This window comes from Streptosporangium brasiliense (assembly GCF_030811595.1).
In the GTDB taxonomy this organism is placed as follows: domain Bacteria; phylum Actinomycetota; class Actinomycetes; order Streptosporangiales; family Streptosporangiaceae; genus Streptosporangium; species Streptosporangium brasiliense.
Window position 1 is genome coordinate 7,708,448 of record NZ_JAUSRB010000002.1, and the last position, 13,224, is coordinate 7,721,671.

Genomic DNA, 13,224 nt, shown 5'->3' on the forward strand with positions numbered 1-13,224 from the left:
GCCATGCGCCTCTTGACCCCTCCCCTCGCCGTCGCCGTGGCCCTGACCGGACTGCTCGCCGCCACGAACACCACCGCAGCCGCCGCCGACCGCGGCACCAGACCGAGCTACCGGCTGGACTGCGACGGCAACGGCCCGGGCAGCACCTGCACCGTGGTCGCCACCGGCAAACCACGACCCCACCGCGTCGAGGAGTTCGTCACCACGGTCAGGAGCGGCGACCAGGTATGGGCGCGAGACACCCTCTACAGCCGTGAAGGGCAGGTACGCAGCCGCCCGTTCGTGCTCCCCGACAAGGACGTGACGGTCGACGTCTCCGTGACCTCGTTGCCGGAGAAGCACGTGGGCTCACCGCTCCGGCTGATGGCGTGGAACCTCTTCGTCGGCGGCACGTTCGACCGCAAGGAGACCACCGGCGAGAACCTCACCCAGATGATCGACTACATGAACGAGGTCAACCCCGACATCCTCTTCGTGGTCGAGGGGTACGGGTCCGGTCAGAAGATCCTTGAGGGGCTCAACGCCGGGCGGGCCGAGGGCGACCGTTTCACGGGCGTGCAGCTCACCACGCCCGAGGACTACAGCCACAACGGCGACAACCTGTGGCTGTACACCAAGCTCAAGGTCGAGAAGGTGTACCCGCGCTACGCCGACGCCGACATCGACTCCTTCAACATCGGCGGCGCCCGGCTGGGCCTGCCCAACGGCAAGCACGTCCACGCCTTCAGCCTTTGGACCTGGCACGACGGCTGGGCCTACGGCGACACCCACGACGCGGCGGTGCAGAACACCCACGGCCTCCCGCGCACCAAGACCGACGGACAGATCCTGGAGGGCGACAACCTCCGCCGGGTCGCCATGGGCAAGGCCATCCTCGAGAAGGCGATCCCGTCCTTCATCGGCGACGACGACGCGCCGGTGCTCATGGGCGGCGACCTCAACGCGCAGTCGCACCTGGACTGGAGCGAGCAGTTCGCCAATGCCCCCGGCCACGGCGGTGTGGTCCTGCCCTGGCCGTACACCAAGCTTTACACCGACGCCGGCTTCATGGACACCTTCCGCTACGCCAACGCCGACGCCGGCATGTACCCCGGCCGCACGTGGAGCCCCTTCCACGGCATGGGCGCCATCCCCGGCCGCATCGACTACGTCTTCGCCCGCGGCAAGGACGTCCGCGTCCTGGGCTCCCGCGCCGACGTCCGGCGCCTGCCCCGCCACCAGCAGACCCCGCTCGACCCGCAGTACCCCTTCTACTCCGACCACGGCTCCGTCATCACCGACGTCCTGATCCGCGGCAAGGGCACCGGGCCCGACCGGGAACCCGTGACCGAAGAGCCCGGTAAGGGACGCCACATCTGGCCGACGGAGCCCGTCGGGCGCCGCATCCCGCCCGCCGAGCTCAAGGCCACCGCCAGCACCTTCAAACCCGGCATCGGCGACCCGCGCAATGCCGTCGACGGCAAGCTCACCACCGACTTCCACTCCGACTACCCCGTGGTCCCGCCGCAGCCGCACACCATCACCGTCGACCTCGGCCGGGTCAGGGAACTGTCGGCCGTACGGTTCCAGCCCAAGCTGCGCACGAACATGAACGGCACCATCCTCAAGGGGATGGTGCAGGTCAGCGACGACGGCACTACGTTCAGGGACGTCACGGCCGTCGAGTGGCCCCGCATGACCGCGCCCAACGACGTCAGCCTCCAGGGCGTCTCGGCCCGATACATCAGGCTGCGCTCCGACTACGGCATCGGCGGCGCCTCCGCCCTCGCCGAGATCATCCCCTACGAGAAGGCCTGACGACGAGGGGCGGCCGAGCAAGGTGAATCCTGCTCGGCCGCCCCTTCGAGAGCAGCGGTGTCAGGGGAGACGCTGAGGGGCTGCGGGGCCGGAGATGGTCCCTTCCAGCGAGAAGAGCCACTCGTCCACATGGTCCAGCGCCAGGCAGGCTCCGCCCAAGGCGACGCATTCCTCACCCAGCGTCGAGGGGCGGATTTCGGGAAGGCGCAGGCAGTGGGGTTCGAGGGCCCGCTTGAGAGCGGGAAGCAGGACGTCGGCCGAGCGGGAGAAACCACCGCCCAGGACGACCAGCTCAGGATCCAGCGTCAGCACCATGGCGGCGGCGCCGAGGGCGAGGTGGCGGGCGTAGGCATCGACGGCAGCCTGGGCTCCGGGGTCTCCGGCGCGGGCCGCGTCGAAGACGAGCCGCGCGGCCTCCTGGGGTGATGCGCCTGCGGCCGCGGGACAGCTCTCCAGGTGGCCGGCCATGGTGCGCCACCCGGTGATCTCCATGAGGCCGACCTCGCCGGTGGCCCCGCTGAACCCGTGGTGAAGCCGGCCGTCGAGGATGAGCGCAGCGCCGGGCCGGCGGCCGACGTGCAGGTAGACAAGGTCTCGAACGCCTGCCGCGACGCCGAGCCGCTGCTCGGCGAGGGCAGCGAGTTTGCTGTCGTTCTCGATGGTGATCGGGCAGGACAGCCGCTGCCCGAGATGGCCGGCGAGGTCGACTCCGGGCCAGTCGGGGAGGTCGTTGACCCGGGTGACCACCCCTTCCCGGTTGACGACGCCGGTGCTCCCCGCGGTGGCGCCCCACATGTCGGAGACCGCCAGGCCGGAGGCGACGAGCGCGGCGTCGATGGCCCGCCACGCGGCCTCCAGCCGCTCATGCCGGGCGGTGTGCCGGTCGACGGCGACCCGGCCGCTGGCGACAGTCCGGCCCGCGAGGTCGGTGACCACGGCCAGGACCTTGTGAACTCCCATGTCGATGCCCAGCACGTGCCCGGCGTCGGTGCGGAAACGGTAGCGCTTGGCGGGCCTGCCCAAGGTGCCCGGCGCGGGCTCGACCTCGGCGATCCAGCCACGTTGCTGGAGCTCGGCGACGACGTCGCCCACGGAGGCTCGCGACAGCCCGGTCCGCGCGACCAACTCGGTGAGCGTCAGTGGTGCGCACGCCTCACGCAGGGCCCGAAGACTGTTCAGAATGTTCTGCTGTCGCAGCCACTGAAGGTCCCCACCGCTGACCCGCACGGGCTTGCTCCTCACTATCAATGGTCTCTGAACTATATCGCCGGTGTCCGGCTGGATCATCCAGTACAGAAGGTCTTGACGGCAAGGCCGTTTCTGTGAATATCTATGGACTCTGTAATAAAGGGGGTCCGAAAATGACAGTGACCACAGCCGTCGTCGGGTCAGGAGCGCGCGGCCAGATCTACGCCAGGGCGGCGGCTGCCGGCGGCCGGGCGCGGATCGCGGCCGACCCGGACCCGGCGAGGCGGGCCGCGCCGGCCGGAGCCCTGTCCGGGCACCTCGTCGTCCGGGCCGCCGAACGCGCCCGCGCGACCCGGACGGTGCGGGCACTGTGACCCCGATCCCGGCGCCTTCCCGCTGCACACTCGGAGAACAGCGGTTCACCTTCACCGCCGCGACGCCGTTGACCGCCGACCCGGTGCTGGCCGGCGCCGCGACGTGGCTCCGCCGGGCCCTCACCCCGGCTACGGGCCTACCGCTGCGCGAAGGCCCCGGCGGGGTCGAGATCCGCCACACCGTGGGCCTCGGGCCCGAGGAATATCGGCTCACCGCCACGACGGAGTCCGTGCTGATCGAGGCCTCGGCCCAGGCAGGCGCCTTCTACGGGGCGCAGACCCTTCGCCAGCTGCTCGACCCGGCCGCCTTCCGCGCCGGCCGTACCGGCGACAGAACCTGGAGCATCCCCGCGGTCGAGATCGTCGACGCCCCCAAGTACGGCTGGCGCGGCTGCATCATCGACGTCGCGCGGCACTTCCTGCCCAAGAACGACCTGCTGAGGTACATCGACCTGCTGGCCGCGCACAAGCTCAACGTCCTCCATCTGCACCTGACGGACGATCAGGGCTGGCGGTTGGAGATCAGGAAGTACCCGAAGCTCACGGAGATCGGCGCCTGGCGGCGCGAGTCCCCGCTGGGCGCCAGGCGGCATCGCCTGTTCGACGGGCGCCCGCACGGCGGCTTCTACAGCCAGGACGACATCAGGGAGATCGTCTCCTACGCCGCCGACCGCTCCGTCACGGTCGTCCCGGAGATCGACCTTCCCGGCCACACCCAGGCCGCCATCGCCGCCTACCCCGAGCTCGGCAACCTCGACGTCCCCCTGGAGGTGCGCACCGAGTGGGGCGTCGGCGAGAACGTGCTCAACGTCTCCGACGACACGATCGCCTTCTTCACCGATGTCCTCGACGAGGTCCTCGAACTCTTCCCCGGCGAGTACGTCTGCGTCGGCGGCGACGAGACCCCCAAGACCCAGTGGAACGAGAGCGTTCCCGCCAAGGAGCGCATCCGTGAACTCGGCCTGCGCGACGCCGATGAGCTGCAGAGCTGGCTCATGCGGCACTTCACCGACTACCTGCTGGCGCGCGGGCGCAAGCCGCTCGGCTGGGACGAACTCATGGAGGGTGGCCTGCCACTGGGCGTCACCGTCGCCGCCTGGCGCGGCGACAGGTGCGCGGCGATGGCCGCGCGAGCCGGCCACGACGTCGTCGTCTCCCCGTTCGCCGAGACGTACCTGGATTTCCGCCAGGCGGAGGGCGAGCAGGAGCCGGTGCCGATCGGCAGCGTGACCTCCCTGCGCGCTGTCCACGCCTTCGATCCGGTCCCCCCCGGCTTCACCGGGGAGGAGCGGAGCAGGATCCTCGGCGCGCAGGCGGCGCTGTGGACCGAGCACATCGACTCGCCCCGGCTCCTCGACTACATGGCCTTCCCGCGACTGGCCGCCTTCGCCGAGGCGATGTGGAGCGACGAGCGCGACTTCGAGGACTTTCTCGTACGGCTCGCCGTACACGAGAAGCGGCTCGACGCCCTGGGTGTGGAATATCGCCCGGCCACCGGCCCGCACCCCTGGCAGCAACGCCCTGACGCTCCCGGCCATCCCCGGACCAGGGCCGAGATCGACCGAGAGCTCGCCGACTGGACCGCCAACCTGCGGCTCTGAACACCCCCCACCCCCCTGGAGACAAACGTGCGTTTCCGCCTACCCCTTGCCTGCCTCGCCGGCCTCACCGTCATGGCTGCCGGCTGCGGTTCCTCCAGCCAGCCGGAAGCCTCAGGAAAGGCCACGATCAGCTACGCCATCTGGGACAAGAACGACCAGGCGAGCGCGGAGAAGATCATCTCGGCCTTCCAGCAGGCCAATCCCGACGTCACGGTGAAGCTCGAGATCACCCCGTGGGACCAGTACTGGACCAAGCTCCAGACGGCCGCGTCCGGCGGTGCCGCACCCGACGTGTTCTGGATGAACAGCCTCAACGTCCGCATGTACGCCAAGGGTGGGATCATCACCCCGATCGAGGAGTCGAAGGCCCAGGGCCTTCCCCCGGCGGTCGTCGACGGATACCGCTACGACGGCAAGTTGTACGGCCTGCCGCACAACGTGAGCATCCCGGCGCTCTGGTACGACAAGAAGCTCTTCGACGCCGCCGGAGTGGCCTACCCCACCGCCGACTGGACCTGGGACGACGTCAAGGCCGCGGCCAAGAAGCTGACCGACCCGTCCAAGAAGCAGTTCGGCATCCTCGCCCACATGTGGGACCAGGGCGCCTTCTACCCCACGATGCTCCAGGCGGGCGGCCACGTGCTGTCGCAGGACGGCAAGAAGAGCGGCTTCGACGACCCCGCCTCGATCCAGGGCCTGGAGTACTGGACCGGCATGATCAAGGACAAGGTCGGCCCCGTGGCGGAGGTCTACGCCGACACCGACCCCATCACGCTCTTCCAGTCCGGCAAGTACGGCATGCTGTACGGCGGCGTCTGGTTCGCCCCCACCTTCTGGGCCAACCCCGAGATCCGCGAGCGGATCGACGTGGCCCCGCTGCCCGCGGGCCCCGGTAAGGAAGCCGTCATCCTGCTCGGCCTGGCCAACGCCGTCTCGGCCAAGAGCGAGCATCCGAAGGAGTCGGCGGCCTTCGCCGAGTTCGTCACCTCCGAGCAGGCCCAGAAGATCCTCAGCGACACCGGCGGCGGCTCCCTCTCACTCCGTGACGGCACGCAGGAGGGCTGGTTCAAGGCCTTCCCCTCCTTCCACCTGAAGGAGACCTACAACGCTTCGATGCCGTACGGCGTGCCGTACCCGGTGTCACTGAACACCGCGCAGTGGCAGGACGTGCAGAACAAACTGCTCGCCGAGGCCTGGGCGGGCAAGCGGCCGGTGGCCGACGTCGCCAAGGAGATCGCGACGCAGATGAACGAGATCCTGGCCAAGGAGTAACCGATGCACTCCAGGCGCGAGTGGGCGTGGGGGTATCTCCTCATCGCCCCGATGGCGCTGGGTCTGGCCGTCTTCTACCTGTGGCCCATCGCCCAGACCCTGTATCTCAGCATGACCGAGTCGGGCGTCTTCGGCGGCTACACCTGGGTGGGGACGGCCAACTTCGCCGACCTGTTCACCGACGAGGAGATGTACGGCGCGCTCGGCAACACCCTGCTCTACTCGGTGCTGGTGCTGGCGGGCGTGCCGCTGTCCATCGTCGTCGCAGCGCTGCTGAACGTGCCGGGGCTGCGCGGGCTGAGCATTTACCGGACCCTCTACTTCCTGCCCGTGGTCACGATGCCCGCCGCGGTGGGCCTGACCTGGAGCTACCTGTTCAACGGCGACTTCGGGGCGATCAACCACGTCCTGGGCACGGTGGGGATCGACGGGCCGTACTGGCTCGGCGACCCCGACTTCGCGATCTACGCCATCGCGGTCGTCGGGATCTGGAGCTCGATCGGCTACAACGCGGTGCTGTTCCTGGCCGGGCTGCAGGGCATTCCGCGTCACTACTACGAGGCCGCCGAGATCGACGGAGCCGGGCGGCTGCGGCAGTTCTTCCGCATCACGCTGCCGTTGCTCACGCCCACCACGTTCTTCGTCGTGGTCATCACGATGATCAACGCGCTGCAGGTCTTCGACCTCGTCTACCTCATGATCGACCTGAAGAGCCCGGCCCTGGAGGGCAGCCGCACGATCGTCTACCTCTTCTACGAGACGGGCTTCGTGCAGAACCAGCGCGGGCTCGCCGCGGCGATCGCCGTCATCCTGCTCGTGCTGATCCTGGTGCTGACCGCGATCCAGTTCAGGCTGCAGAAGAAGTGGGTGCACTATGAGTAAGCCCAGGACCTGGCCGGCGCATGTGTTCCTGGCCGCCGGCGCGCTGGTGATGCTCGCACCGTTCGCATGGCAGCTCGTGGTCTCACTGCAGACGCTGCCGGACTCGCTGCGGGTGCCGCCGAAGTTCACGCCCTCCTGGCAGTGGTCGAACTTCGCCGACGTGTTCCGGTCGGTGCCGCTGGCCAGGCAGTTCCTCAATACGGTCGTGGTCACCGCCGCCGTGACCGCCGGACAGTTGCTGCTGTGCTCGCTGGCCGCGTTCGCCTTCGCGCGGCTGCGCTTTCCCGGCAGGGGCGCCTTGTTCCTGCTCTTCCTGGCCGTGCTGATGGTGCCTGGAGAGCTGTTCCTCATCCCGCGGTACGAGATCATGCAGGGGCTCGGTTGGCTGAACTCTCTTCAGGCGCTGATAGCGCCGGGCGTGTTCGGCGCGTTCGGCACCTTCATGCTCCGGCAGTTCTTCCTGTCGTTGCCCAGGGAGCTGGACGAGGCGGCCTCGATCGACGGGGCCAGCCCGCTGCAGATCTACTGGCACATCCTGCTCCCGTTGGTCAGACCCGGCCTGCTGGCGCTCGGCATGCTGACCGTCATGTGGTCGTGGAGCAGCCTGCTGTGGCCCCTGGTGGTCAATACCGACCCGGAGATGATGACGCTGTCGGCCGGCCTCGCCTCGCTGCGCGGCCAGTTCCTGACCAACTTCCCCATCCTGTTCGCCGGGTCGGTCGTGGCCTCACTGCCGGTGATCGTTCTCTTTGCCGTCATGCAACGTCAGCTCATCGCCGGCATCGCCTTCACCGGCTCGAAGGGGTGATCCCGGCAGCTGATGCCGAGGTGGACGGCCACCAGGGCGACGGCGGTCGGGATGGCCTCGCCGGACCCGGCCGGGAGCACCCCGCTTGCGTTGATCAACTGTCCGTCAGGAAGGCCAGGGCGTCCGGGGCGAACCGTCTGTCGGTGAACGTGCCGCTGTGGCTCCGGCCCGGGTAGACGACGAGCTGGGCGTCCGGGATGCCTTCCACCGTCTGCCGGGCCAGTTCCAGCGGGTAGACCAGGTCCCTGTCGCCCTGGATCAGCAGCGTGGCCGCCTTGATGTCGTGCAGCCGTCCACTCAGGTCGGAGCCGTCCTCGGCGTCGAGGACGATGACGGCGTCGGTGTGGTCTTCGTGGCCGCTGTCGGACAGCCACAGCAGGCCTTCGAGCAGTCTTCGGCCGGTCGTCGATTCCGTGACGACCTCGGCCAGCGCGGGGCTCGGCCGCCTGCCCTGGCGTGCGCGCTCGATGTAGGCGCGCTGGGCTCGCCTGCCGACGGGGCCGAGGGTGCAGGCCGTGCCGGCCAGGACGAGGCGGTCGACCAGGCCGGGATGGTCGGCGGCGAGTTGGAGGGCGATGGATCCGCCGGTGGAGATGGCCAGCATGTTCACCGGGGCCTCGAAGGTGCTTCTGATCGCCTGCGCGTAGACGGCGGCGAGGTCGGTCATCGTCGTGCCCGGTGGCAGCCCAGGTCGGCGGTTGACGACGTAGACGGTGAAATGCTCGGTGAACGGTCGCACCATGCGCATCGTGGACCAGCGTGCCAAGCCTCTCGGGTTGGCCGCTTGCGGGGTGTAGAGCAGGACAACCAGGGGTGGTCCTGCACCGGCCGACAGGTACGGCAGGTCGTTCAGCATGGGGTGAGCCCTTCTGTGACAGCGTCGATCAGGCGGTCCATCACGGCCGGGTAGATGTCGGCGTCCAGGTGCTCGGCGTACAGCGGGGTCAGCAGGACCGCGCGCAGCACGCCGAGCAGCACCTGCGGATCGCCTTCCAGATGGGTGCCGAGGAACTGGAGCAGATCGGCCATCGGGCCACCCTCGGCGGCGGCCATCCGCTCGGGGGTGAGCTTGGCGGCGACCGCGCCCATCTCCTCGGGGTGGGACATCAGCCGCCGGTAGAGCGGGTTGGTGTCGAGTTCGGCGACCGTGGCGCGCAGGAAGCGCCGCAGGCGGTCGCGGGTGTCGGTGCCGCGGTTGAGCCCTTCGTCGATCACGCGCCGCCGCACCCCCTCGTACTGCCGCAGCATGGCCTCGAAGTAGAGGTCCTCCTTGGAGTCGTAGAAGGCGTAGATCGAGGACTTGGCGATGCCCGCGGGGGTCGTCAGCTCCTCCAGTGACGTCTTGCGCAGGCCCTGGGTCGAGAAGAGGCGGGTGGCGGTGTCGAGCAACCGCTCGGTGATCCGCGCCCGCTCCTCCTCGGAGAACGCCGGCGGCATAGTATCTCCATATGAACAATCTGATTTTTTGTTCATAGAATACCCTCCGAGTGCCCGACCGGCGCAAGCCGCGGGTCTCACCCGTTCCTTCGGCTGTTCGGCGGCGGCATCACGTTTCTCACTCCGCGACGGCGACGTAGCGCCATGTCCTCAGATGTGCCTGAGGTTCGGAGAGGTCGATCTCGACACCGGGCAGGGCGCGCCGGATCCGTCTGCCCATGTCCTCACTCAGGAAGTGATGGTGCAGGTCGAGCCGGCGCAGCGCGAGGGGTCGGGGGTGGTGTCGCGGCCGGTGAGCATACGGAATCCGGCGACGGGCAGCCCGGCGTAGGTCTCGCGGTGGCCGCCCATCCTGTCCCAGCGGTAGAACCCGTCCTCATGGAGGAACGTCTCGCCGGGGTCACGCGGGTCGGCCGCTCTCTTCCCGGGGTAGAGCGCGTCGAGATATCTGTCGCACTCGGTGTCGTCGACGAACATCTCGTTGCCATCGATGAACATGCGGCGTCCTCGATCGGAGGTGCGGGCTTCCGTCTTACCAGGTGCGGGCGGCGGTTCCGGAAGCGATCATCCGTATCCGGGGAGAGGAGGCCGTCGTCGGAGCGGGCCTGGCCGGAGACCCGGCCGTGGGCGGAGGCGCCGCCGGTCACGGCGGCACGTCGGACGTCCGCAGCGTCTTCGGCCCGCTCCGGGCCCCTTCTGGATCAGGTGTTGATCTGCAGGACCCACACCGACACGTGATCCACCCCATGGGTGTAGACGACGCGGAAGGTGTCGGTGCGCAGCTCGGATGCGCCGGGGATGCCGCCGTAGGGGCGGGCGCCCAGCGGTTCGGGCTCCTCGGTGAGGTCGAGCAGAGTGTCGATGATCGCGATGCGCAAGCCAGGGGCAGCCTGGTGCAGTGCTCTGCGGACGGCGTCGGCGAGATCGAGCGGCCGCTTCAAGATCGATCGCCGGGCGCGAGGCCGAAGTCGGCGTACAGCTCGTCGCGGCTCTCGTAGCGGTGCATGGTCGACTCACCCCGCTCGCGAGCGGCGATGGCCTCACGGACCTGGCCGGCCTCCAGCTCCTGGCGGGCCCGTAGCAGCGCCTCGTAGTCGGCTTCGGAGATGAGGACGGCGCGCTCGCTGGTGGAGCGACTGATCGTGGTGGGCTGGTGGCCGTGGACGGCTCGGGCCACGAGGGTGCCGAGCTGCGATCGGGCTTCGGCGATGCCCAGCGAGTCGATGGTCATACGGCCACCCTACGCCGCATGTACATGATGTACATGATGGGCCAGATGAACAACCGCCGTTTTTTATCAAACGTATTAATCTGATTCCGGGACGACTCGGACGGAGGCGTGGGGGCAGATGAGCGATACCGATCCGCACATCCACGTCGAGCAGAAGGCGGTGCAGGCCGGTGCCGCCTTCCGCAATGTGATCGTGTCGTCGCTGGGGCTCGTACCCGACGCGCCGAGTGTCGTCACCACCGGTTGCGGGCTCCAGGCGCCCTATGTGATGACCTCTCCCCGTCCGGAGAGCGTCACCTGCCTCGCCTGCCGGGAACACGCTCACCGGGAGCACCTGCGCTTCGCCGATCAGGTGGAGCGCCTGAGCCGGATGCCCGGCGCGCCCGTCACCGGCGACCAGGCGGCCAAGGCCGCGCAATGGGCCCGGGACCGCGCGAAGAGGTTCTCCGGCTAGGACCTGTTCGAGTGCGGACTGTGCGCTCGCGGGATCTCCTGCGAGTCGTCCGGCATGTCGAGGTGGCATCCGGTCCGCGACAGATCCGAACGACGAGGGCCGCGCCGCCCTACCGGCCGAGCGCCTCGATCACGAGCCGCGCCGGAATACTGCTGCTGGCCGGTGAGGGGAGCGGGAGGTCCGGCTCACTCCCCCGCCCTCAGGTCAGCTCCAAACAGCGTTCTTCAGCAGGCCCGGCAGCTGCCGGTCGCCCCACACGTCCACTATGACGATCTTCGACTCGGGCAGGAACCACTCCCGCTGGATGAAACTCTCCGTCTGCCGGCCGCTCCTCTGCTTCACGCACCGGCCGGCCCAGGCGGTGTACTTCGCCTTGTGCCCGCGCCCGACCTGGCGCGGCCCCGTCGAGGTGGCCTTGCCGATCACCTGGATACTTCCGTACTCGAAGGGGCAGCCCACCGGCGCCCCACTGGCCGGGACGAACGGCTTCTCACCGGTGTAACGGCGGCCCTCGGCGCCGTAGGCGATCACCTTCGGGCCGTACAGCCAGAACCCCCGGCAGTTCGGGGCGAAGGGCTCGGGGATCTTGCAGCTACCGGTCGCCACCAGGACCCGGTCCGTGTAGTCGTACACCTTCCAAGTGGCGGGAATCTTCAGGCTCATCCCCCGGAAGGAGAAGGCTTTGGTCCCCGAAGCCGACGCCGCCGCCGGCGAGTCCGCCGCGGCCGGCGCGGCGGTGGGAGCGGCGAGTACGGCGGCCGCGGCCGACACGGCGAGAACAGAAGATCGCTTTCTCATGCCGGGCAAGCTACTGATCATTACTTGTCATCGGCTTGGATTCCGCTGTTCCTCGACCCCGGACCGCCGGTTCCGGCACCGCTGCAAGGTCTACCGCGGAACCGTTGGCGGCCCGCGTCCCATCGGGCGCGGGCCGTCAACGGCTGATCAGCGCGCGGAGCACGGCCGGGCCGCCGGGTACGGTGCTCAGGCCGAGCGCGACCACCTCGTCGCCCTGCACGGCCGCCGACAGCTCCATGGTCAGGCCCATGCCCCTCGCGGTGAAGCTCCCCGCCGGGATCCGGCTGCCGTCGCGGTGCTCCAGCCAGACGAGGTAGCGCTGGCCGGTGGTCAGGCCGCTGACCGACAGATCCACGGCCGTGCCCCACTGGCGGGCGTCCAACTCGGCGGAGACCCGCATACCGCCCGATCCGTACGCCACCGTGGGCCTGTCCGTGCCGGACAGCCCGGAAAGCAACGTCACCCCCGCGATCGCGGCCGCCGCCGCCAGCCCTCCGGCCCAGGCCAGCCTGCGCCGGCGCCTGCGCGCGTGCCGGGTGCCGACGGCGGTCAGCACGCTCTCGCGCAGCCAGGGCGGCGGCGCGGGCAGCCGGGACACGCGGTCGGGGTCGGCGTGGCCGAGCGCGCCGGCCATCGCGCGCAGCCCGTCCAGCTCGGCCCGGCAGCCTGGGCAGCCGTCGGCGTGCGCGAGCAGCGTGGCGGTCTCGGTCTTCGGCAGGCGGCCGAGTGCATGCATCCCGAGAAGGGACTGATAGTCGCGGCAGCTAATCACCGTCCCACCCCATCTCCTCCATGACCAGGCGGAGCGCCTTGAGCGCGTAGAACACCCTGCTGCGCACCGTACCCGGAGGAATGCGCAGTTCGGCGGCGACCTCGGCGGGCGCCCGGTCACGCAGATGGACCTCCACCAGGATGTGCCGCTGCTCCGGCGACAGGCGTCGCAGCGCTTCCTCGACCTGCATGCCGAGCAGCAGCCCCTCCAGATCGTTGCCCGCCGGCAGGTCCTTCTCCTGCTCGGCCGAGAGCTGCGGCCGCACGGACCGCGCCCGCATGAGGTCGATCACCACATTCCTGCAGATCGCGAAGAGCCAGGTGCGCGGGGACGACTGCCGGTGGTCGTAGCGGGCCGCGGTACGCCAGGCGCGGACGAAGGTCTCCTGCACCGCGTCCTCGGCCAGCCCAGGGTCGCCGAGCGACCTGCTGGCAAAGGCGAACAGCTCGCCTCCGTGATCGTCGTAGACCGTCCGCAACGTGGCCTCGTCATCCAGCCGCACGCGTCCTCCTCCCGTTTCCTGGGGCATGTTTCCTGGGGCATACGGAACGGATCTCTGTGGCGTTCATCCATTTTCGCGTGAACGCGACGCGCGGTGGCACCGTACTCC

At 69.2% G+C, this 13,224-nt stretch carries 16 protein-coding genes; 7 read left to right on the forward strand and 9 right to left on the reverse strand.

The window, feature by feature from the left end; translation table 11 throughout:
• Positions 1-3: 3 nt before the first annotated feature.
• A complete protein-coding gene (locus J2S55_RS44345) occupies positions 4-1,797 on the forward strand; it encodes a discoidin domain-containing protein (RefSeq protein WP_306873921.1) in 1,794 nt (597 codons plus the stop codon).
• A gap of 60 nt (positions 1,798-1,857) precedes the next feature.
• Here the strand turns inward: J2S55_RS44345 and J2S55_RS44350 are convergent, their stop codons facing one another.
• Positions 1,858-3,024: an ROK family protein gene (locus tag J2S55_RS44350; RefSeq protein ID WP_306873924.1), complete on the reverse strand. Its 1,167-nt coding sequence runs from the start codon at positions 3,022-3,024 to the stop codon at positions 1,858-1,860.
• A 134-nt stretch (positions 3,025-3,158) separates the two neighbouring features.
• Here J2S55_RS44350 and J2S55_RS44355 point away from each other — a divergent pair, with 134 nt between their 5' ends.
• Genes J2S55_RS44355 through J2S55_RS44375 form a run of 5 tightly spaced genes read left to right on the forward strand, consistent with a single transcriptional unit; the run spans position 3,159 to position 7,922 of the window.
• On the forward strand, positions 3,159-3,359 hold the full coding sequence (locus J2S55_RS44355; protein ID WP_306873926.1) for a hypothetical protein: 201 nt from the start codon (positions 3,159-3,161) through the stop codon (positions 3,357-3,359).
• A complete protein-coding gene (locus tag J2S55_RS44360; protein ID WP_306873929.1) occupies positions 3,356-4,960 on the forward strand; it encodes a beta-N-acetylhexosaminidase in 1,605 nt (534 codons plus the stop codon). The genes J2S55_RS44355 and J2S55_RS44360 overlap by 4 nt, the downstream gene beginning before the upstream one ends.
• Positions 4,961-4,987: 27 nt before the next feature.
• Positions 4,988-6,232 (forward strand): ABC transporter substrate-binding protein, encoded by a 1,245-nt coding sequence (locus J2S55_RS44365; RefSeq protein ID WP_306873932.1) that lies wholly within the window; start codon positions 4,988-4,990, stop codon positions 6,230-6,232.
• 3 nt (positions 6,233-6,235) lie between these two features.
• On the forward strand, positions 6,236-7,114 hold the full coding sequence (locus J2S55_RS44370) for a carbohydrate ABC transporter permease (RefSeq protein WP_306873935.1): 879 nt from the start codon (positions 6,236-6,238) through the stop codon (positions 7,112-7,114).
• The gene (locus tag J2S55_RS44375; RefSeq protein WP_306873938.1) at positions 7,107-7,922 is read left to right on the forward strand and encodes a carbohydrate ABC transporter permease; all 816 of its coding nucleotides are present in this window, start codon (positions 7,107-7,109) and stop codon (positions 7,920-7,922) included. The genes J2S55_RS44370 and J2S55_RS44375 overlap by 8 nt, the downstream gene beginning before the upstream one ends.
• A 94-nt stretch (positions 7,923-8,016) precedes the next feature.
• Here the strand turns inward: J2S55_RS44375 and J2S55_RS44380 are convergent, their stop codons facing one another.
• From J2S55_RS44380 to J2S55_RS44400, 5 genes are all read right to left on the reverse strand, one after another.
• The gene (locus tag J2S55_RS44380) at positions 8,017-8,778 is read right to left on the reverse strand and encodes an alpha/beta fold hydrolase (protein ID WP_306873940.1); all 762 of its coding nucleotides are present in this window, start codon (positions 8,776-8,778) and stop codon (positions 8,017-8,019) included.
• The gene (locus tag J2S55_RS44385) at positions 8,772-9,359 is read right to left on the reverse strand and encodes a TetR/AcrR family transcriptional regulator (protein ID WP_306873942.1); all 588 of its coding nucleotides are present in this window, start codon (positions 9,357-9,359) and stop codon (positions 8,772-8,774) included. The genes J2S55_RS44380 and J2S55_RS44385 overlap by 7 nt, the downstream gene beginning before the upstream one ends.
• Before the next feature lie 228 nt (positions 9,360-9,587).
• On the reverse strand, positions 9,588-9,857 hold the full coding sequence (locus tag J2S55_RS44390; RefSeq protein ID WP_306873944.1) for a hypothetical protein: 270 nt from the start codon (positions 9,855-9,857) through the stop codon (positions 9,588-9,590).
• 203 nt (positions 9,858-10,060) lie between these two features.
• Positions 10,061-10,237 carry a hypothetical protein gene (locus J2S55_RS44395; protein ID WP_306873946.1) on the reverse strand — a complete coding sequence of 59 codons (177 nt, stop codon included), beginning with the start codon at positions 10,235-10,237 and terminating at the stop codon, positions 10,061-10,063.
• A gap of 59 nt (positions 10,238-10,296) precedes the next feature.
• Positions 10,297-10,590 carry a type II toxin-antitoxin system Phd/YefM family antitoxin gene (locus J2S55_RS44400; protein WP_306873949.1) on the reverse strand — a complete coding sequence of 98 codons (294 nt, stop codon included), beginning with the start codon at positions 10,588-10,590 and terminating at the stop codon, positions 10,297-10,299.
• Positions 10,591-10,708: 118 nt separating this feature from the next.
• On the opposite strand from J2S55_RS44400, the gene J2S55_RS44405 reads away from it, so the two are divergent.
• Positions 10,709-11,044 carry a hypothetical protein gene (locus tag J2S55_RS44405; RefSeq protein ID WP_306873951.1) on the forward strand — a complete coding sequence of 112 codons (336 nt, stop codon included), beginning with the start codon at positions 10,709-10,711 and terminating at the stop codon, positions 11,042-11,044.
• 204 nt (positions 11,045-11,248) lie between these two features.
• Here the strand turns inward: J2S55_RS44405 and J2S55_RS44410 are convergent, their stop codons facing one another.
• From J2S55_RS44410 to J2S55_RS44420, 3 genes are all read right to left on the reverse strand, one after another.
• Positions 11,249-11,842, reverse strand: coding sequence for a hypothetical protein (locus tag J2S55_RS44410; RefSeq protein ID WP_306873952.1), 594 nt, complete (start codon positions 11,840-11,842; stop codon positions 11,249-11,251).
• A 136-nt stretch (positions 11,843-11,978) separates the two neighbouring features.
• Positions 11,979-12,614, reverse strand: a complete 636-nt coding sequence (locus J2S55_RS44415) for an anti-sigma factor family protein (protein WP_306873954.1) — start codon at positions 12,612-12,614, stop codon at positions 11,979-11,981.
• Entirely contained in the window at positions 12,607-13,116 is a 510-nt protein-coding gene (locus J2S55_RS44420) for a sigma-70 family RNA polymerase sigma factor (RefSeq protein ID WP_306873955.1), read from the reverse strand. Before J2S55_RS44420 ends, J2S55_RS44415 begins: the two co-directional genes overlap by 8 nt.
• Positions 13,117-13,224: the final 108 nt, after the last annotated feature.